17 protein-coding genes, 1 tRNA gene and 1 pseudogene are annotated in these 17,759 nt (G+C 70.2%); 11 read left to right on the top strand and 8 right to left on the bottom strand.

The genetic code is table 11. From position 1 onward, the window contains the following. Positions 1–56 precede the first annotated feature (56 nt). Positions 57–914, top strand: a complete 858-nt coding sequence (locus ABZZ38_RS03355) for a rhomboid family intramembrane serine protease (RefSeq protein ID WP_356735180.1) — start codon at positions 57–59, stop codon at positions 912–914. A gap of 260 nt (positions 915–1,174) precedes the next feature. Here the strand turns inward: ABZZ38_RS03355 and crgA are convergent, their stop codons facing one another. Further along, positions 1,175–1,432, bottom strand: a complete 258-nt coding sequence (crgA, locus tag ABZZ38_RS03350; protein WP_356735178.1) for a cell division protein CrgA — start codon at positions 1,430–1,432, stop codon at positions 1,175–1,177. A gap of 143 nt (positions 1,433–1,575) precedes the next feature. Here crgA and ABZZ38_RS03345 point away from each other — a divergent pair, with 143 nt between their 5' ends. From ABZZ38_RS03345 to ABZZ38_RS03325, 5 genes are all read left to right on the top strand, one after another. Beyond that, positions 1,576–2,343, top strand: coding sequence for a DUF881 domain-containing protein (locus ABZZ38_RS03345; protein ID WP_356735176.1), 768 nt, complete (start codon positions 1,576–1,578; stop codon positions 2,341–2,343). 105 nt (positions 2,344–2,448) lie between these two features. Then, on the top strand, positions 2,449–2,610 hold the full coding sequence (locus tag ABZZ38_RS03340; protein WP_356735174.1) for a hypothetical protein: 162 nt from the start codon (positions 2,449–2,451) through the stop codon (positions 2,608–2,610). After that, complete coding sequence (locus ABZZ38_RS03335; RefSeq protein ID WP_356735172.1) at positions 2,607–3,245, top strand: aminodeoxychorismate/anthranilate synthase component II; 639 nt, start codon at positions 2,607–2,609, stop codon at positions 3,243–3,245. The genes ABZZ38_RS03340 and ABZZ38_RS03335 overlap by 4 nt, the downstream gene beginning before the upstream one ends. Next, entirely contained in the window at positions 3,242–4,348 is a 1,107-nt protein-coding gene (locus ABZZ38_RS03330; protein WP_356735170.1) for a class E sortase, read from the top strand. The genes ABZZ38_RS03335 and ABZZ38_RS03330 overlap by 4 nt, the downstream gene beginning before the upstream one ends. 32 nt (positions 4,349–4,380) lie before the next feature. Beyond that, the gene (locus tag ABZZ38_RS03325) at positions 4,381–5,055 is read left to right on the top strand and encodes a class E sortase (protein WP_356735168.1); all 675 of its coding nucleotides are present in this window, start codon (positions 4,381–4,383) and stop codon (positions 5,053–5,055) included. Positions 5,056–5,192: 137 nt separating this feature from the next. Here ABZZ38_RS03325 and pknB read toward each other — a convergent pair whose 3' ends face one another. The 6 genes from pknB to ABZZ38_RS03295 form a co-directional block, all read right to left on the bottom strand. Next, complete coding sequence (gene pknB / locus ABZZ38_RS03320; protein ID WP_356735166.1) at positions 5,193–7,223, bottom strand: Stk1 family PASTA domain-containing Ser/Thr kinase; 2,031 nt, start codon at positions 7,221–7,223, stop codon at positions 5,193–5,195. A gap of 145 nt (positions 7,224–7,368) precedes the next feature. Then, the gene (locus ABZZ38_RS03315) at positions 7,369–8,829 is read right to left on the bottom strand and encodes a penicillin-binding protein 2 (RefSeq protein WP_356735164.1); all 1,461 of its coding nucleotides are present in this window, start codon (positions 8,827–8,829) and stop codon (positions 7,369–7,371) included. Further along, positions 8,826–10,256 (bottom strand): FtsW/RodA/SpoVE family cell cycle protein, encoded by a 1,431-nt coding sequence (locus ABZZ38_RS03310; RefSeq protein WP_356735162.1) that lies wholly within the window; start codon positions 10,254–10,256, stop codon positions 8,826–8,828. Before ABZZ38_RS03310 ends, ABZZ38_RS03315 begins: the two co-directional genes overlap by 4 nt. A 27-nt stretch (positions 10,257–10,283) precedes the next feature. Continuing rightward, a complete protein-coding gene (locus ABZZ38_RS03305) occupies positions 10,284–11,777 on the bottom strand; it encodes a Stp1/IreP family PP2C-type Ser/Thr phosphatase (RefSeq protein WP_356735160.1) in 1,494 nt (497 codons plus the stop codon). Positions 11,778–11,930: 153 nt separating this feature from the next. Then, a complete protein-coding gene (locus ABZZ38_RS03300; RefSeq protein WP_356735159.1) occupies positions 11,931–12,443 on the bottom strand; it encodes an FHA domain-containing protein in 513 nt (170 codons plus the stop codon). A gap of 10 nt (positions 12,444–12,453) precedes the next feature. Next, positions 12,454–13,287, bottom strand: a complete 834-nt coding sequence (locus ABZZ38_RS03295; protein WP_356735157.1) for a DUF3662 and FHA domain-containing protein — start codon at positions 13,285–13,287, stop codon at positions 12,454–12,456. A gap of 354 nt (positions 13,288–13,641) precedes the next feature. On the opposite strand from ABZZ38_RS03295, the gene ABZZ38_RS03290 reads away from it, so the two are divergent. Further along, positions 13,642–13,728 (top strand) — tRNA-Leu (locus tag ABZZ38_RS03290). A 236-nt stretch (positions 13,729–13,964) separates the two neighbouring features. Further along, positions 13,965–14,138 (top strand): annotated as a pseudogene (locus ABZZ38_RS03285) (LuxR C-terminal-related transcriptional regulator); the annotation flags it as partial. On the opposite strand, the gene ABZZ38_RS03280 reads toward ABZZ38_RS03285, so the two are convergent. After that, on the bottom strand, positions 14,120–14,650 hold the full coding sequence (locus ABZZ38_RS03280; protein ID WP_356735155.1) for a MarR family transcriptional regulator: 531 nt from the start codon (positions 14,648–14,650) through the stop codon (positions 14,120–14,122). The pseudogene ABZZ38_RS03285 and the gene ABZZ38_RS03280 sit on opposite strands and share 19 nt — an antisense overlap. 237 nt (positions 14,651–14,887) lie before the next feature. On the opposite strand from ABZZ38_RS03280, the gene ABZZ38_RS03275 reads away from it, so the two are divergent. The 3 genes from ABZZ38_RS03275 (at position 14,888) to ABZZ38_RS03265 (ending at position 17,729) form a co-directional block, all read left to right on the top strand. After that, entirely contained in the window at positions 14,888–16,354 is a 1,467-nt protein-coding gene (locus tag ABZZ38_RS03275) for a DUF2252 domain-containing protein (protein ID WP_356735295.1), read from the top strand. A gap of 193 nt (positions 16,355–16,547) precedes the next feature. Next, positions 16,548–17,303 (top strand): hypothetical protein, encoded by a 756-nt coding sequence (locus ABZZ38_RS03270; protein WP_356735293.1) that lies wholly within the window; start codon positions 16,548–16,550, stop codon positions 17,301–17,303. A gap of 81 nt (positions 17,304–17,384) precedes the next feature. Continuing rightward, positions 17,385–17,729 carry a rhodanese-like domain-containing protein gene (locus ABZZ38_RS03265; RefSeq protein WP_356735153.1) on the top strand — a complete coding sequence of 115 codons (345 nt, stop codon included), beginning with the start codon at positions 17,385–17,387 and terminating at the stop codon, positions 17,727–17,729. The last annotated feature ends 30 nt before the right edge of the window (positions 17,730–17,759 follow it).

Raw genomic sequence — 17,759 nt, 5'->3', positions numbered from 1 at the left:
GTAAGGATGGACGGGGCGTCGCGTTGGGCACGCCAGTGGACGACGAGGGGAACCCCATGGAGCAGGCGCCGAGCTGCTACCGCCACCCCGGTGTGGAGACCGGCATCCGGTGCACCCGCTGTGAGCGGCCGATCTGCCCCGACTGCATGATCGGGGCGTCGGTCGGCTTCCAGTGCCCCGAGTGCGTACGGAACGGGTCCGGTACCGGACACGCGCCGACCGCCAACCAGCCGCGGACCGTCGCGGGCGGCCGGATCACGGCCGGGGACCCGCAGCTGATCACCAAGATCCTCATCGCGATCAACCTCGCCGTCTTCCTGGCCACCCGGGCCAAGCCGGAGCTCACGGACCGGCTCGACCTGATCGGGCACGCCTTCAGTCCCCGGCTCGGTGAGGTGGTCGGCGTCGCGGACGGGGAGTGGTACCGGCTGCTGACGGCGGCGTTCCTGCACTGGGAGATCTGGCACATCGGTTTCAACATGCTGGGTGTGTGGTGGCTGGGCGGTCCGCTGGAGGCGGCGCTCGGCCGGGTGCGCTACCTGGCGCTGTACCTGCTCTCGGCGCTCGCGGGCAGCGCGTTCACCTATCTGATCGCCGCGGAGAACCAGCCGTCGCTGGGCGCGTCCGGCGCGGTCTTCGGCCTGCTGGGGGCGACGGTGGTGCTCGTGCGCCGGCTCAAGTACGACATGCGGCCGGTCATGGCCCTGCTCGTCCTGAACCTGGTGCTCACCTTCTTCTGGGCGAACATCGCCTGGCAGGCGCACATCGGCGGACTGATCGCCGGTGCGATCATCGCGTACGGCATGGTCGGCGGGGCGCGCGAGCGGCGGCAGATGGCCCAGTGGGCGGCCTGTGGGGCGGTGGTCCTGTTGACCCTGCTGACTGTGGTTCTGAGGACCGTCGCGCTCAGCTGAGCATGAGCTTTCCCCAACGTTGTCCACAACGGGTGGCGGATCCTGCGCCCCGGGTGGGGAACACCTGTGCCCCTCGCCGCTGACCTGGGGTTTTCCAGGGAGGGCGAGGGGCGGGCGCCGGTGCGATCGCAGTCACATCGGCGTCAACATCATGGGGGTTATCCACAGATCGTCTGAACTTTTTCCACGGCCTTGTGTACAACGCTGTGGATAACCTCAGGGCATGGCTTGACGGCTACCGGTTCACTCCGGCCGCCGCTTCACTTCCACTGGGTCGAGACGCCGAAGCCACCGGCGATGAACCCGAACCCGACCACGATGTTCCAGTTCGCGAGCGATTCGATGGGCAGTGAGCCGTCGGTGACGTAGAAGACGACGATCCAGACGAGCCCGATGGCGAACAGCGCCAACATCACCGGCGCCACCCAGCTGCGGTTCGTGAGCTTGATGCTGGTCGCCTGCTTCGTGGCCGGCGGCGGCGTGAAGTCGGCCTTCTTGCGGATACGTGACTTCGGCACGAGGGACTCTCCTGTCGATGCGCTGCGTGACCGCGCAGGGAACTGTGGCTGGAGCGCCGGGGCTGAGAACGAGGGGGACCACTGCCTCGCCCGGGCGTCCGTTAGCGTAGTGCTTCCGCGGCGCTGAAGGAGATAAGGGTACGTTGAGCAATTCCGCCGACTCTCCCGCAGAGCCGGTCCGGAGCCGCAACCGGCGACCGGTCCGGATCCTCACCGCCGGCGTCTTCGCACTCGCCGGCCTGATCTTCGTCACCAGCTTCAACACCGCCAAGGGTACGAACATCCGTACCGACGCCTCGCTGTTGAAGCTCTCCGACCTGATCCGGGAACGCAGCCACAAGAACGCCGAGCTCGACGAGTCCACCGCGGCCGTCCGCGACGAGGTCGACGCCCTCGCCCGGCGCGACGACGGCTCCACCAAGGCCGAGGACGAGAAGCTGGGCGCCCTGGAGAAGGCCGCCGGGACCACACCGGTCGCCGGCGAGGCCCTCACCGTCACCCTCAACGACGCCCCGCCCGACGCCCGGGCCGCCCCCGGCTACCCCGAGCCGCAGGCCAACGACCTGGTCATCCACCAGCAGGACCTCCAGGCCGTCGTCAACGCCCTGTGGCAGGGCGGCGCCAAGGGCATCCGCGTCATGGACCAGCGGCTGATCTCCACCAGCGCCGTGCGCTGCGTCGGCAACACCCTGATCCTCCAGGGCCGCGTCTACTCCCCGCCGTACAAGGTCACGGCCGTGGGGGACACCGGGAAGCTCCGGCGGGCGCTCGACGACTCCACGGCCATCCAGAACTACCTGCTGTACGTGAAGGCGTACGGCCTCGGCTGGAAGGTCGACGAGCACGACAGGGTGACGCTGCCCGGCTACTCCGGCACCGTGGACCTCCACCACGCGAAGCCCGTCACCTGACGATCCGCTTTGGACAGCTGCCCCACCAGGGCCCCCACGCCCCGTAGTCTGGGTGCGGTAGCGAAGGCACATCGGGACATCGGACGGGAAGGACCAGCGGACGTCATGTACGGCTGGATCTGGCGGCATCTGCCGGGCAACGTGTGGGTGCGGGCACTCCTTTCGCTCGTGCTGACCCTGGCGGTGGTCTATGTGCTCTTCCAGTACGTGTTCCCCTGGGCGGAGCCTCTGCTTCCGTTCAACGATGTGACGGTGGACGGTCAGTGAGCGCGCGCATCCTCGTCGTCGACAACTACGACAGCTTCGTCTTCAACCTGGTCCAGTACCTGTACCAGCTCGGCGCCGAGTGCGAGGTCCGGCGCAACGACCAGGTCGAGCTCGCCCACGCCCAGGACGGCTTCGACGGCGTGCTGCTCTCGCCCGGTCCCGGCACCCCCGAGGAGGCCGGCGTCTGCGTCGACATGGTCCGGCACTGCGCCGACACCGGCGTCCCCGTCTTCGGGGTGTGCCTCGGCATGCAGTCGATGGCGGTGGCGTACGGCGGTGTCGTCGACCGCGCCCCCGAACTGCTGCACGGCAAGACCTCACCGGTCACCCACGAGGGGCGCGGCGTCTTCGCCGGGCTGCCGTCGCCGTTCACCGCGACCCGGTACCACTCGCTGGCCGCCGAGCCGGGCGATCTGCCCGACGCGCTGGAGGTCACCGCGTGGACCGAGGACGGCATCATCATGGGGCTGCGCCACCGTGAGCTGGCCGTCGAGGGCGTGCAGTTCCACCCCGAGTCGGTGCTCACCGAGTACGGGCACCTGATGCTCGCCAACTGGCTGGAGCAGTGCGGCGACACCGGAGCGGTGAGCCGGTCGGCAGGGCTCGCGCCGGTGGTGGGCAAGGCAGGCGTGTGACCGCGGTGCGCCCGGAGCACGAGGCGGGGGGACACGGTTCGCCATGGTTCCGGGCGACGAACCCGCCGGATACGGAACCGGGGGCTCCGCAATCGGGAGCGCCACAGCCGGTGAACGCGTATCCGGCTCCGCCGCGGCCGGCGACCGCGCACTCCCCGTACGGGCGGCAGGCGCCGGACGAGACCATGCCCCTGCGCGCGGAGGACACGAGGAGCGCGCTGCCCGAGTCCGGGCGGCCGGAGCCCGGCCCCGAGCCCTCACGGGAGCCCACGCCGCCGCCCACCGGAGGCCGCGCCGAGCGCCGCAAGGCCGCAAAGGCACGAGGCCGCCGCCGCGCGGGCACGGGCAAGCACAAGCCCGCCGCCCCCGCGCCGGCCGCGTCCGACCGTCCCCTCACGCGCGTCGAGGCCCGGCGGGCCGCCCGCGCGCGCAAGGAGAGCGTCGGGGTCGTCGCCAGCCGCGTCGTCGGCGAGCTGTTCATCACCTTCGGCCTCGTGATGCTGCTGTTTGTCACGTACCAGCTGTGGTGGACCAACATCCGGGCCGGCCTGGAGGCGGACGAGGCGAAGAAGGGCATCGAGGACGCCTGGGCCGAGGGCCGCAAGCCGGACGCGTTCGAGCCCGGCCAGGGCTTCGCGATCATGTACATCCCCAAGCTGGACGTCGTCGTGCCGATCGCCGAGGGCATCGACAAGGAGAAGGTCCTCGACCGCGGCATGGTCGGCCACTACGCCGAGGGCGCCCTCAAGACCGCCATGCCCTCCGACAAGCAGGGCAACTTCGCGGTCGCCGGCCACCGCAACACCCACGGCGAGCCGTTCCGCTACGTCAACAGGCTCACCCAGGGCGACCCGATCGTCGTCGAGACGCAGGACGCGTACTACACGTACGAGATGACCGGCATCCTGCCGCAGACCCCGCCCTCGAACGTCTCGGTGATCCAGCCCGTGCCCGAGGGATCCGGTTTCACCAGGCCCGGCCGCTACATCACGCTCACGACCTGCACCCCCGAGTTCACCAGTACGTACCGGATGATCGTGTGGGGCAAGATGGTCGACGAACGCCCGCGCAGCAAGGGGAAACCGGACGCGCTCGTAGGCTGACGACTTCCAGGCTTCAAGACGGGACAGATGCAGTGGCACGTGCGCGCAACCGGATCGCCGGCGCCATCAGTGTCTTCGGTGAGCTGCTGATCACCGCGGGCGTGCTGATGGGCCTCTTCGTCGTCTACTCGCTGTGGTGGACGAACGTGCTGGCCGACCGCGAGGCCGACAAGCAGGGCGACGAGGTGCGCGACACCTGGGCGTCCGGCCCGGGCGCCCTCGACACCAAGGACGGCATCGGCTTCCTCCACGTACCGGCGATGAAGAACGGCGAGGTGCTGGTCAAACGGGGCACCGGCCCGGAGGTCCTCAACCACGGCGTCGCCGGCTACTACACGGACCCGATCAAGTCCGCGCTCCCCGCGGACAAGCGCGGCAACTTCACGCTGGCCGCCCACCGTGACGGGCACGGCGCGAAGTTCCACAACATCCACAAGCTGAAGAACGGCGACGCCGTCGTCTTCGAGACGAAGGACACCTGGTACGTCTACAAGGTCTACAAGACCCTCCCGGAGACGTCCAAGTACAACGTCCGCGTGCTCGACCCGGTCCCCAAGGAGTCGGGCAGGACCAAGCCCGGCCGCTACATCACCCTGACGACCTGCACGCCCGTCTACACCTCGGACTACCGCTACATCGTGTGGGGCGAGCTGGAGCGCACGGAGAAGGTCGACGCGGCCCGTACGAAGCCCGCGGAACTGCGCTAGCCGGTACGCGCACGCGCCGGTACCCGCACGCGCCCGTACCCGCCCACGCCGTTACCGCCCACGCCCGTGGGCACGACAGAGCCCCGGCACCCTGTGGAGGGTGCCGGGGCTCTCGTCACGCCGATGCCGGGGCCGGGTCAGTCCTGGCGGAGGACGACGCCGGAGGGGCCGCCGAAGAAGCCGCCGTCGTCGTTGTCCCCGTCGTTGTTGCCGTTGCCGCCGTTGTTCCCGTTGCCGCCGATGGTCTTCACGTTGACCGGCTGGTTGGGCTGGAGCGGGGTGCCGGGGGCCGGGTCCTGCTGGATGACCACGGCGTTGTCGTCCCGGGAGCCGTCGACGTTGCCCAACTGGAGCCCGGCTTGCTGCAGGGCCTGCTTGGCCTGGCCGAGGTTCCCGCCGACCAGCTGGGGAGCCGGCGTCTGCGGCTGCTGCTGAGGCCCCTTGGAGACCTTCAGGGTGACCTTGCTGCCCTGCGCCGCCTTGGAGTTGGCCCCCGGGTCCTGCGCGATGACCGTGTTGGCCGGCTGGTCCGAGTCGACGTCCTGCCGCTCGACGGTGAAGCCCAGCTTCTCCAGCTGGTCCTTGGCCGCGTCGAACTGCGAGCCGGTGACCGGCGGCACGTTCACCTGGGCCTGCTTGGAGACCGTGATGGTGACCTCGGAGTTCTTCTCGGCCTGGGTGCCGCCCTCGGGGTCCTGGCGGATGACCTCGCCCGGCTGCTGGTCGGACTCCTCGTACTTCACGTCGACCTTGAAGCCCTGGTCCTTCAGGTTCCGGGTGGCGGTCGCCTCGGACTGCTCCATCACGTTCGGGACCTGGACCTTGGGCGCGCCCTCGGAGACGACGACCCGGATGGTCTCGCCCTCGCTCATCGTGGCGCCCTCGACGGCCTCGGGAATCTGGCTGCAGATGGCGCCCTTGGGCTGGTCGCAGCGGTCCGTGCCCGACTGCGCCACCCGCACGCTCGCGTTGGTCGCCAGTCCCTGGGCCTCCGACAGGGTCTTGCCGACGAAGTTCGGGACGGGGACCTGGCTCGTGCCGCCGGTGTCGCCGAAGACCGACCGGCCGATGAGGATCGCGCCGACCAGCACCAGGATGCCCGCCAGCACCAGGAGGATCGTCGAGGTGTTCGACTTCTTCTGGCGGCGTCGATCGGGGCGGTCGTCGTAGCCGTATCCGCCGTCGTCCGGGTTCACGGGCGGCAGCATCGACGTCTGCCCCGCCGGGTCGCTCTGGCGCAGCGCGGTCGTCGGCTGGTCGTCCGGGCCGCCGTACCCGCCGTACCCGCCGTACCCGACGGCGCCCATCGCGGCGGTCGCGGCGACCGGCTGGCCGTCGAGGCACGCCTCGATGTCGGCGCGCATCTCGTCGGCCGACTGGTAGCGGTAGTCGGGGTCCTTGACCAGCGCCTTCAGGACGATCGCGTCCATCTCGGGCGTGATCTCGGGGTCGAAGTTGCTGGGCGGCTGCGGTTCCTCGCGGACGTGCTGGTAGGCCACCGCGACCGGGGAGTCGCCCACGAACGGCGGGCGGACGGTCAGCAGCTCGTACAGCAGGCAGCCGGTGGAGTACAGGTCGGACCGGGCGTCGACCTGCTCGCCCTTGGCCTGCTCCGGGGAGAGGTACTGGGCGGTGCCGATCACGGCCGCGGTCTGCGTCATGGTCATGCCGGAATCGCCCATGGCGCGGGCGATGCCGAAGTCCATGACCTTGACCTGACCGGTGCGGGTCAGCATGACGTTGGCCGGCTTGATGTCACGGTGGACGATGCCGGCGCGGTGCGAGTACTCCAGAGCCTGGAGGATGCCGACGGTCATCTCCAGCGTGCGCTCGGGCAGCAGCTTGCGCCCCGAGTGCAGCAGCTCACGCAGGGTGGACCCGTCGACGTACTCCATCACGATGTACGGGATGGAGATGTTGTCGACGTAGTCCTCGCCGGTGTCGTAGACCGCGACGATCGCCGGGTGGTTGAGCGAGGCGGCCGACTGGGCCTCACGGCGGAACCGGGCCTGGAAGGACGGGTCACGGGCGAGGTCGGCCCGCAGCGTCTTCACGGCGACGGTGCGGCCGAGCCGGGTGTCGTGGGCGAGGTAGACCTCCGCCATGCCACCGCGGCCGAGCACCGAGCCCAGCTCGTACCGGCCGCCGAGGCGACGCGGCTCTTCCATAACTGTTCCAGCCCTCTCCGTCAGTCCCGACCGCACCCCTCTGTGTGGTCCGGCGGTGTGCTGTTCGCGCATACGCTACCGGCCACGAGGAGCTGATCAGACCGCGACCGCCACCTGATACCCGACCGGTACACAGCCACAGTCGTCACTTCTCGGCGTCGAGCACCGCCTCCATCACATCGCGGGCGATCGGGCCGGCGAGGCCGCCACCGCTGATGTCGTCGCGGGTCGCGTCGGAGTCCTCGACGATAACCGCCACGGCGACCGGGGAGCCGCTGTCGGTCTTCGCGTATGAGATGAACCACGCGTAGGGACGGGCCTTGTTCTTCTCGCCGTGCTGGGCGGTACCGGTCTTGCCACCGACCGTGACGCCTTCGATCTTCGCCTTGCCGCCGGTGCCGTTCTCGACGACGTTCTCCATCATCTGCTGGACCAGCTGCGCCGTCTTCGCCGACATGGGCCGGCTCATCTCCTCGGGCTCGTTCTTCTCCAGAACGTCGAGGTTGGGGGCGGTGACGTGGTCGACCATGTACGGCTTCATCAGCTTGCCGTCGTTGGCGATGGCCGCGGCGACCATGGCCATCTGGAGCGGGGTGGCCGCGGTGTTGAACTGGCCGATGGAGGAGAGCGCGTTGCCCGGGCGGTCCATCTGCGTGTCGTAGACCGACTTGGCGGCGCGGACCGGGGTGTCGATCTCGCCGTTGTTGAAGCCGAACTTCTCCGCCATCTTCGCCATGTTGTCCCGGCCGACCTCGTCACCCAGCTTGGCGAAGACCGAGTTGCAGGAGACCTCCATGGCCCGGTTCAGGCTGGCGTTCTCGCAGCCCTCCGCGTGGTTGACCATGGGGGTGCGCGTGTTCGGCAGGATGTACGGGTCGGGGGTGTCGGTCGGCGCGTTGATGTCGCCGACCTTGCCGTTCTCGATGGCCGCCGCCGCGGTGAGCACCTTGAAGGTCGACCCGGGCGGGTAGACCTCGCGCAGCGCGCGGTTCAGCTTCGGCTTGTCCTTGTCCTTCTCCAGCTTCTGCCAGGCCTTGGCGTCCTTGTCGTGGTAGCCGGCGAAGGTCGAGGGGTCGTACGACGGGGTCGAGGCCAGCGCCAGGATCCTGCCCGTGCGCGGGTCGATGGCGGCGACGGCGCCCTTCTTCTTCCCCAGGCCCTCGAAGGCGGCCTTCTGGGCGGCGCCCTTGAGGGTGGTGATGACGTTGCCACCCTTCTTGGTGTCGCCCGTGAACATCGACATCGTGCGGTCGAAGAAGAGCCGGTCGTCGTTGCCGGTGAGGATGCCGTCCTCGAGCTTCTCGATCTGGTTGGCGTCGAAGGCCTGGGACGCGTACCCCGTCACCGGCGCCCACATGGGGCCGTTGATGTAGGTGCGCTTGTACTTGTAGAACGGGTCCTTCGAGTCGACGGAGCCGGTGATCGGCCTGCCGTCGACGATGATGTTGCCGCGCGGGTTGGCGTACCGCTCGATGGTGACGCGCTTGTTCCGCTCGTGGGTGCTCAGCTCGTTGGCGCGGACGTACTGGATCCAGTTGTCCCGCAGGAGGAGGGCGAGCACCAGCAGCCCGCAGAAGATCGCGATATGGCGCAGGGGCTTGTTCACGGTCGGACCACCTGGGTCATCTCGGCGTCGGGGGACGGGGCGGGGGACGGCGCCGGGCGGCGCGCGGTGTCGCTGATCCGCAGCAGGATGGCGATCAGCGCCCAGTTCGCGATCACGGAGGAACCGCCGTACGCGAGGAACGGCATGGTCATACCGGTCAGCGGGACGAGGCCCATGACACCGCCGGCGACGACGAAGACCTGGAGGGCGAAGGCCCCGGACAGGCCGGTGGCGAGCAGCTTGCCGAACGGGTCACGGGCGGCGAGCGCGGTGCGGATGCCCCGCTCGACGATCAGCGCGTACAGCAGCAGGAAGGCCATGACACCGGCCAGACCCAGCTCCTCGCCGACGGTGGCGAAGATGAAGTCGGAGTTGGCAGCGAAGCCGATGAGGTCGGAGTTGCCCTGGCCGAGACCGGTGCCGAGGGTCCCGCCGGAGCCGAAGGACATCAGCACCTGGGACATCTGGTCACAGGCGGCGGCCATGTTCGAGCCCTCGGGGGCCGTCTTCAGGCACCCGAACGGGTCGAGCCACGCGGCGACACGGGACTGGACGTGGCTGGCGAACGAACCGACGACGACCGCGCCGCCCACGGCCATCAACAGACCCATGATGATCCAGCTGGTCCGCTCGGTCGCCACGTACAGCATGATCACGAACATGCCGAAGAACAGCAGCGACGTACCCAGGTCGTTCTCGAAGACCAGGATGAGCAGGCTGACGGCCCAGATCGTGAGGATCGGGCCGAGGTCACGGCCACGGGGCAGGTAGAGCCCCATGAAGCGGCGGCTGGCCAGGGCGAGCGCGTCGCGCTTCACCATCAGATAGCCGGAGAAGAAGACCGCGATGACGATCTTCGCGAACTCACCCGGCTGGATGGAGAACGGGCCGACCCTGATCCAGATCTTGGCGCCGAAGACGTCCGAGCCGAGGCCGGGGACCAGAGGGAGCAGCAGCAGGATGATCGCCGCCACCATGGAGATGTACGTGTAGCGCTGAAGGACGCGGTGGTCCTTCAGGAACACCAGCACGGCCAGGAACAGCGCGACGCCGATCGCCGAGTACATCAGCTGCTTCGGAGCGTCCGGGCTGAAGGTGGCGTACCGGGAGATGATGCGCGGTGACTGGTCCAGACGCCAGATCAGGACCAGGCCCAGGCCGTTGAGCAGTGTCGCCAGCGGCAGCAGGATCGGGTCGGCGTACTTCGCGAACTTCCGCACCAGCAGGTGCGCGACACCCGCGAGGAGCGCGAGCCCGAGGCCGTACCCCAGCATGCCCGCCGGGACCTTGCCGTCCAGGGCGAGGCCCACATTGAGGTACGCGAACACCGGGATGGCGACGGCGAAGCCGAGCAGCGCCAGTTCGGTGTTGCGGCGGCTCGGCAGGTCGATCGCGCCGATGGTGGTCGTGTTGGTGACAACGCTCATGGTGGTGAAAGGCCCCCCTACGGGTCCTTACTGCTTGCCGCAGTTCGAGGCCAGCTTCTGCTCCTCCTCCGAGAGGCTGGGGCCCGGGGAAGGAGTGGCAGTGGCTGCGGTGGTGGGCTTGGTGGTGTTCGTGTTCGTGCCGTCGGCCTGGCCCTCACCGGGCGGTGCGGTGCTCGCGCGGTCCGCCGCCTCCCGGCGTTGCTCCTGCTTCTCGCAGGCGGACGCCTGGGCGGCGAGCTCCTGGATCTTGCGCTGCGCCTTGGAGAGGCTCCCGCCGGTGATCGTGTCCTCGACCTGCTTGCGCTGGTAGTCGGGGAGGTACTTGAGTTCGATCTCGGGGTGGTCCTTCTCGACCGCCGAGAGCGAGACCCAGGCGAGGTCCTGGCTGATGCCGCGGTAGAGCGCGACATGCTCGTCGTTGGCACCGACGTAGTACTGCGTCTGCGTCCACCGGTAGCCGCCGTACAGCCCGCCGCCCACCACGGCCAGCGCGAGCACGATGTAGAAGGACCGCTTGAGCCAGCTGCTGCCCTTGCGCGGCTTGGTGAAGTCGTCGTCGCTGTAGGCGCCGAAGGAGCCCTCCGGCGGCATGCCGCCGTACCCGACGCCGTCGCCGCTGCCGGGCGGGCCGAAGCCGCCCGCGGGCGGCTGCTGGGGGGCGGCGTGGCGGCCGAGGCCCGAGGCGCGGCCCGCGGGGGTCTCCATGGCGCCGCCGTCGTTCAGCTGGGTCTGGTTCTCGGCGACCGCGCCGACGATGACGGGGGTGTCGCTGAGCTGCCCGGCGAGGGTGTCGCCGCCGTCGACGTCGAGGACGTCCGCGACGATCACCGTGATGTTGTCGGGACCGCCGCCGCGCAGCGCGAGCTGGATCAGGTCCTGGACGGTCTCCTGGGGGCCCTGGTAGCTGGCGAGCGTCTCCTCCATCGTCTGGTGGGAGACGACGCCGGACAGGCCGTCGGAGCAGATCAGGTACCGGTCGCCGGCACGCACCTCACGGATGGACAGGTCCGGCTCGACATGGTCGCCGCTGCCCAGCGCGCGCATCAGCAGCGAACGCTGCGGGTGGGTGGTGGCCTCTTCCTCGGTGATGCGGCCTTCGTCGACCAGCCGCTGCACCCACGTGTGGTCCTGGGTGATCTGCGTCAGTACGCCGTCGCGGAGCAGATACGCGCGGGAGTCGCCGACGTGGACCAGGCCGAGGCGCTGGCCGGTCCACAGGAGAGCGGTCAGGGTGGTCCCCATGCCCTCCAGCTGGGGGTCCTCCTCGACCATCATGCGCAGCTGGTCGTTGGCGCGCTGGACCGCCGTGCCCAGCGAGGTGAGGATGTCGGAGCCGGGCACGTCGTCGTCGAGGGTGACGAGCGTGGAGATCACCTCGGACGAGGCCACCTCACCGGCGGCCTGTCCCCCCATGCCGTCGGCGATCGCGAGCAGGCGGGGACCGGCGTAACCCGAGTCCTCGTTGCCCTCGCGGATCATGCCCTTGTGCGATCCGGCGGCGAAGCGCAGGGACAGACTCATGCGCACCTGCCCTGTCGACGCTGCCTCGGGGTACAGCCGGTCTCGAGCCACACTGCCCACCCTCCGGTCGGGAGCCTGTGCCGGTCGCCTGTGTCGCCCGTGTCATCCGTGGGCACCGCTGCGGCTCGCTCGCTCCGCTCGCTCATTGTCGTACTACTTCCGCAGCTCGATGACGGTCTTGCCGATGCGGATCGGCGCGCCCAGCGGAATCGGGGTCGGGGTGGTGAGTCGGGTCCGGTCGAGATACGTGCCGTTGGTGGACCCGAGATCCTCGACGATCCACTGGCCGTCACGGTCCGGGTAGATCCTGGCATGCCTGCTGGACGCGTAGTCGTCGTCCAGCACGATCGTGGAGTCGTGCGCGCGGCCCAAAGTGATCGTCTGGCCCTGGAGGGCGACCGTGGTGCCGGTCAGGCTCCCCTCGGACACGACCAGCTTGGTCGGCGCGCCACGGCGCTGACGGCCGGACTGCTGGCGCTGCTGCGGCGGGGCCGCGGCCTGCTGACGGGCGGCCTGCTGCGGACGTGCGGCTTCGCGGCGCGAACCGCGCTGCGTGACGCGCGTACCGAAGAGGTCGCTGCGGATGACCTGAACGGCCACGATGACGAACAGCCACAGTACGGCGAGGAAACCCAACCGCATGACCGTGAGGGTCAGCTCTGACATTGCCCCCGCTTCACCCTTCGGCTTGCCGGTAAACGATGGTGGTACTGCCCACGACGATCCGCGAGCCGTCGCGGAGCGTAGCGCGGGTGGTGTGCTGTCCGTCCACCACGATGCCGTTGGTGGACCCGAGATCCTGGATCGTCGGGGGCGTTCCGGTCCGGATCTCGCAGTGGCGGCGCGATACGCCGGGGTCGTCGATCCGCACGTCGGCTTCGGTGCTGCGGCCCAGCACGAGCGTCGGGCGGGAGATCTGGTGGCGGGTGCCGTTGATCTCGATCCAGCGGCGCACCTGGGCGCCGGGCATGGGGCCCGCGGTGGCCGGCGGGCGGCTCGCGGCGGGGGGACGGGACATCCCGGGCGGCGGTGCCGAGGGCATCGGAGGGGCGCCGGCCGGGGGGTAGCCGTACCCGCCGGGGCGGCCGCTCGGCGGCGGCTCGACCGACGGGGCCGACTGCGGGGACTGTGACGTACTCGACGCCAGGGTGCGGCTGCGCACCCGGTACAGGCCGGTGTCGAGGTCGTCCGCCTTCTCCAGGTGGACCTTGATCGGCCCCATGAAGGTGTACCGCTGCTGCTTGGCGTAGTCGCGGACCAGACCGGACAGCTCGTCGCCGAGCTGGCCCGAGTACGGGCTGAGGCGCTCGTAGTCCGGCGCGCTCAGCTCGACGATGAAGTCGTTCGGGACGACGGTCCGCTCGCGGTTCCAGATCGTCGCGTTGTTGTCGCACTCACGCTGGAGGGCGCCCGCGATCTCGACGGGCTGGACCTCGGACTTGAAGACCTTGGCGAAGGTGCCGTTGACCAGGCCTTCGAGACGCTGCTCGAACCGCTTCAGGACTCCCATGGGGCACCTCCTCCGTCGTTGCCGTCCTGGTACTGCTTACTGATCGTATCCACGCGTCGGGAAATCGGCTGGTTCCCCTTCTCTGCCCTGTGGACGAGTGTCACCTCTCACACGGATCGTAGAGGTGGCCTCCTCACAGTGTCCCGCACCCGGGGTCCACCCTGGAGGAGTGGGTACGGCGGGATCCGGTTCGCCGTGTTCTCCCCTCTTCTCCTCCTTCTCCCCCTGCTCTCTGTTCGCCGCCGGGGGAGCCGAAACAAGGGATGTGAATCCACCCTTCGCCACGTGCTAATCTTCTGATGTCGCCAGGCGCTCCGGCCGAAAAAGCGGGGGCGGACAGCGGCAACACCCAATGCGCGGGTGGCGGAATAGGCAGACGCGCTGGATTCAGGTTCCAGTGCCCGCAAGGGCGTGGGGGTTCAACTCCCCCCTCGCGCACCATGGAGACGGGTCTCCATCAGGACGGAAGTTCTGATGGGGGCCCGTTTCTCGTTGTGCCGGTGGAGGTGGGGCGGGCGCCGGCAGGGTGGGGTTCGGCCCGGCGACCGGTCGACGACTTTCGTGGTGCGGGGGTGCGACGAAAGCGGACCGCGGGGCGCGCGGCGGCGCGCTGTGAGGAGGCCGGGCTGGCGTGGCGGCGCCGAGCGGGCGCGAACGCGAGGTGTCGGCGCCGCTGAGGCGAGGGGCCGTCGAACGCGGACGACGGGAAGCGGCTGCACATGAGCGAGGCCACGGCGAAGACGTATGCGAGCCGGATCCTGGCGAGACTCGGGTCTGAGAACCGGGTGCAGGCGGCGCTGCTGACCCGGGACGCGGGGCTTGAGCCGGCACCTCAGGTCGCGGCGTTGTAGCGCCGTAGGTAGGCGGCGAAGCGGTCGAGGTCGTCGGTGGACCAGTCGGTGAGACGGGCCTGGTACGCGGCGCGGCGGCTGGCGTGGGTGTGCGACAGCAGCCGGCGACCGGCCTCGGTGGGGTGCAGGACGTGGACGCGGTGGTCGTTGTGGTCGGGGCGGCGCTCGACCAGACCCAGCTTCTCGAGCACGGCGACCTGACGGCTGACGGTCGACTTGTCGAGCATGTAGTGGGCGGCGAGGTCCGTGGCGCGGCAGCCGTGGCGGTGGTCGATGTGCGCGAGGAGCGTGTACGACACGAGAGGCAGCTCCGGGTGGACCCGGGCGGCGGCGGCCCGGGCGCGGCGGGCGAACGCCGTCAGCTCACGCAGGATGGTGTCGACGGCGTGCTCGCGGACGTCCGCGTCAGGGAGGGCCCGGTTCTGGGCGGTCTCGCCTCGGAGGGTCTGGTCGTGGACGGGCCGGCCCCGGAGGGCCTGGTCGTGGACGGTCTCGTCGCGCGCCCCGGGCATCGGTCCGGCCTTTCTCGTGCGGGTCGTGCCTGCTCGTACTGCTCGCCTACTGCTCGGACCTGCTCGTGCTGCTTGCCGGTGCGGGCAGCGGGTACGAAGTGGCGGGTACCGCGGGGACGGCAGGTTATCCACAGTGGCGGTTGTCCACAGGGGAGGACGTGTGCGCGGCGGCGGCGGTACGGTCTGGGGCAGTCGAGGGCGGTTGTCAGCCACGTGATCGGTCGGGACGGGGGCTTCATGTACGAGGGCGAGGCGGCGGCGGTGCCGGCGCGGCGGGCGGACGCCGGTGCCGGCGGCGGTGCGGATCGCATCCCGGATGTGCCCGGGTTCGCGCCACGGGCCGTCGGGGCGGCGGGGGCGGCGGGGGAATCACCCAAGACGCGAGGCAAAGCCCTCCGTGACCGGGTGCCCAGGGCTTCGCACGCCTCGCTGGTGCTCGCCGAGGGCCGCCCGGACGCGGTGCGCGCGGTCGAGGAGTCCAACCAGGGGCGGGTACCGGCGCTGACGCCGATACGGGTGGGCAGGATGACCGCCACGCCCTTCGCGTTTCTGCGCGGCGCCGCCGGATTGATGGCGCATGACCTGGCGGGGACGCCGGTCACCGGGGTGGGCGCCCAGATATGCGGCGACGCGCACGCGGCGAACTTCGGGCTGTACGGCGATGCCCGCGGCGGGCTCGTCATCGACCTGAACGACTTCGACGAGACGGTGTTCGGTCCCTGGGAGTGGGACGTCAAGCGGCTCGCGACGTCCCTGGTGCTCGCCGGCCGCGTGGCGGGCGCGGACGAGGACGTGTGCCGGGCGGCTGCGTTCGACGCCGTGGGCGCCTACCGGCGGACCATGCGGCTACTGGCCAGGCTGCCGGTACTGGACGCGTGGAACGCCATCGCCGACGAGGAGCTCGTCTCGCACACGGACGCGCGGGACCTGCTCGGCACGCTGGAGCGGGTCTCGGAGAAGGCGCGCAACAACACCAGTGCGCGCTTCGCCGCCAAGTCGACGGAGGCGTGCGAGGACGGCGGGCGGCGGTTCGTGGACGCGCTGCCCGTGCTGCGCCGGGTGCCGGACGCGGAGGCGGCGGCGGTCGCCGCGTCGCTCGGGGACTATGTGCGGACGCTGCCGGAGGACCGGCTGCCGCTGCTGGCGCGGTACGCGATCCACGACGTGGCGTTCCGCGTGGTGGGCACCGGGAGCGTGGGCACCCGGTCCTACGTGGTGCTGCTGCTCGACCACCGGGGCGAGGCACTGGTGCTGCAGGTGAAGGAGGCCCGGCCCTCGGCGCTGTTGCCGCACGTGACCGGGGTGGGGTTCGCGGCGCCGGAGGTGGAGCACGAGGGCCGGCGCGTGGTCCTCGGGCAGAAGCGGATGCAGGTGGTCAGTGACAACCTGCTGGGCTGGACGACGGTCGACGGCAGGCCGTACCAGGTGCGGCAGTTCCGCAACCGCAAGGGCAGCGTGGACCCGGCGGCGCTCTCGGCCGACCAGCTCGACGACTACGGGCGCATGACCGGCGCCCTGCTCGCCCGGGCGCACGCGCACAGCGCCGACCCGCGCCTGATCGCCGGGTACTGCGGGAAGAACGACGAGTTCGACGAAGCGGTGGCGGGGTTCGCCGTGGCGTACGCGGACCGGACGGAGGCGGATCACGCGGAGCTCGTGACGGCCGTCAGGAACGGGCGGATGGCCGCCGAGCCGGGGGTGTAGCGGCTCGGGGTCCATCCGCCCGTACGCTGGTCGGGTGACGACCCCGAGCGACGACGTGACCGGCGAGCAGAGCACCGCGCAGACCTCCGAGCAGGCCTGCCCGCGGACCTCCGAGCAGCCCTCGGAGCACCCCTCGGAGCAGGACTCCACGGAGGCCCCCGCGCAGAGCGGCAGCGAGCGTCCAGAGGCACGGCTGGAGCGGGCGGTGCGCGCGGCCGAGCAGGCGCTGATCGAGTTCGAGATCGCGGTGGAGACCTTCCGGGTCGAGGTGGAGAACTTCTCCCGGCTGCACCACCAGAAGCTCGGTCCGATGTACTCGCGCCTGGACGAGCTCGACGCGCTCATCGCGGAGGCGCGGGCCGCCCGCACCGGCGATCCCGAGGACCTGCGCAAGGCGCGGGAAGCCCGGGCGATGGTGCAGCCGATGCCGGGGGTGGAGGAACTGTTCCACAGCTGGATCGACTCCGACGGCCTGTCCGCCGAGGCCGCCGCCATGCTCACCGACCGGCCCGTGCAGCCGCCGAAGCGGGTGCGGGTCAGCGACGAGGTGCGCAAGCTCTACCGCGAGCTCGCCCGCAAGGCTCACCCGGACCTGGCACGGGAGGAAGCGGAACGACAGCGGCGCGAGGAGTTCATCACCCGTGTGAACGCCGCCTACTCCCGCGGGGACGAGGCACTGCTGCGTGAGCTGTCCGACGAGTGGGCGAGGGGCCCGGTGGAGGCGGCGGACGAGCTGAGTGAGGCCGAGGAGCTCTATGCCCGGCTCGACTGGCTGGCCCGGCGCAAGGAGCTGCTGACCATCGTGGCGCGGGACCTGGAGGACAGTGCGATCGGCGCGATGCTGCGGATGGCGCCCGACGACCCGGACCGGCTCCTGGACGAGATCGCCGAGCAGCTGCTGGCGCAGGTCGCGGAGCGTGAGGCGGAGCTCGCCGCGCTGGTGCGGTAGGTGCAGTAGGTTCGAGAGGTTCGAGCTGTTCGGTAGGACGTCGGTACGGGACGTCGGTACGACGAGAGAAGGCGTGACCCCATGAACTTCGCACCGCTGCCCACGGTGGATGCCGCGTCGGTGCCGGCCGACGGGCTGGTGCTGGACGTCCGCGAGGCCGACGAGTGGGAGGCCGGGCATGTCGAGGGTGCGCTGCACGTGCCGATGAGCGACTTCGTGGCCCGCTTCGGCGAGGTGACGGAGGCGGTGGCCGACGGACGGCGCGCCTACGTCATGTGCCGCGTCGGCGGCAGGTCCGCGCAGGTCACCCAGTACCTGGTGCAGCAGGGCATCGACGCCGTGAACGTCGACGGCGGCATGCTCGCCTGGGACGGTGCCGGCCGCCCCATGGTCACCGACAACGGCACCCCGCCCTTCGTCCTGTAGGCGCCCGGCGGCAACCGGCCCGGTCGGCTG

This window comes from Streptomyces sp. NPDC006368, assembly GCF_040612535.1.
GTDB lineage: Bacteria > Actinomycetota > Actinomycetes > Streptomycetales > Streptomycetaceae > Streptomyces.
Note: the sequence above shows the minus strand (reverse complement) of the source record. Positions and strands in the feature narration are given on the sequence as shown.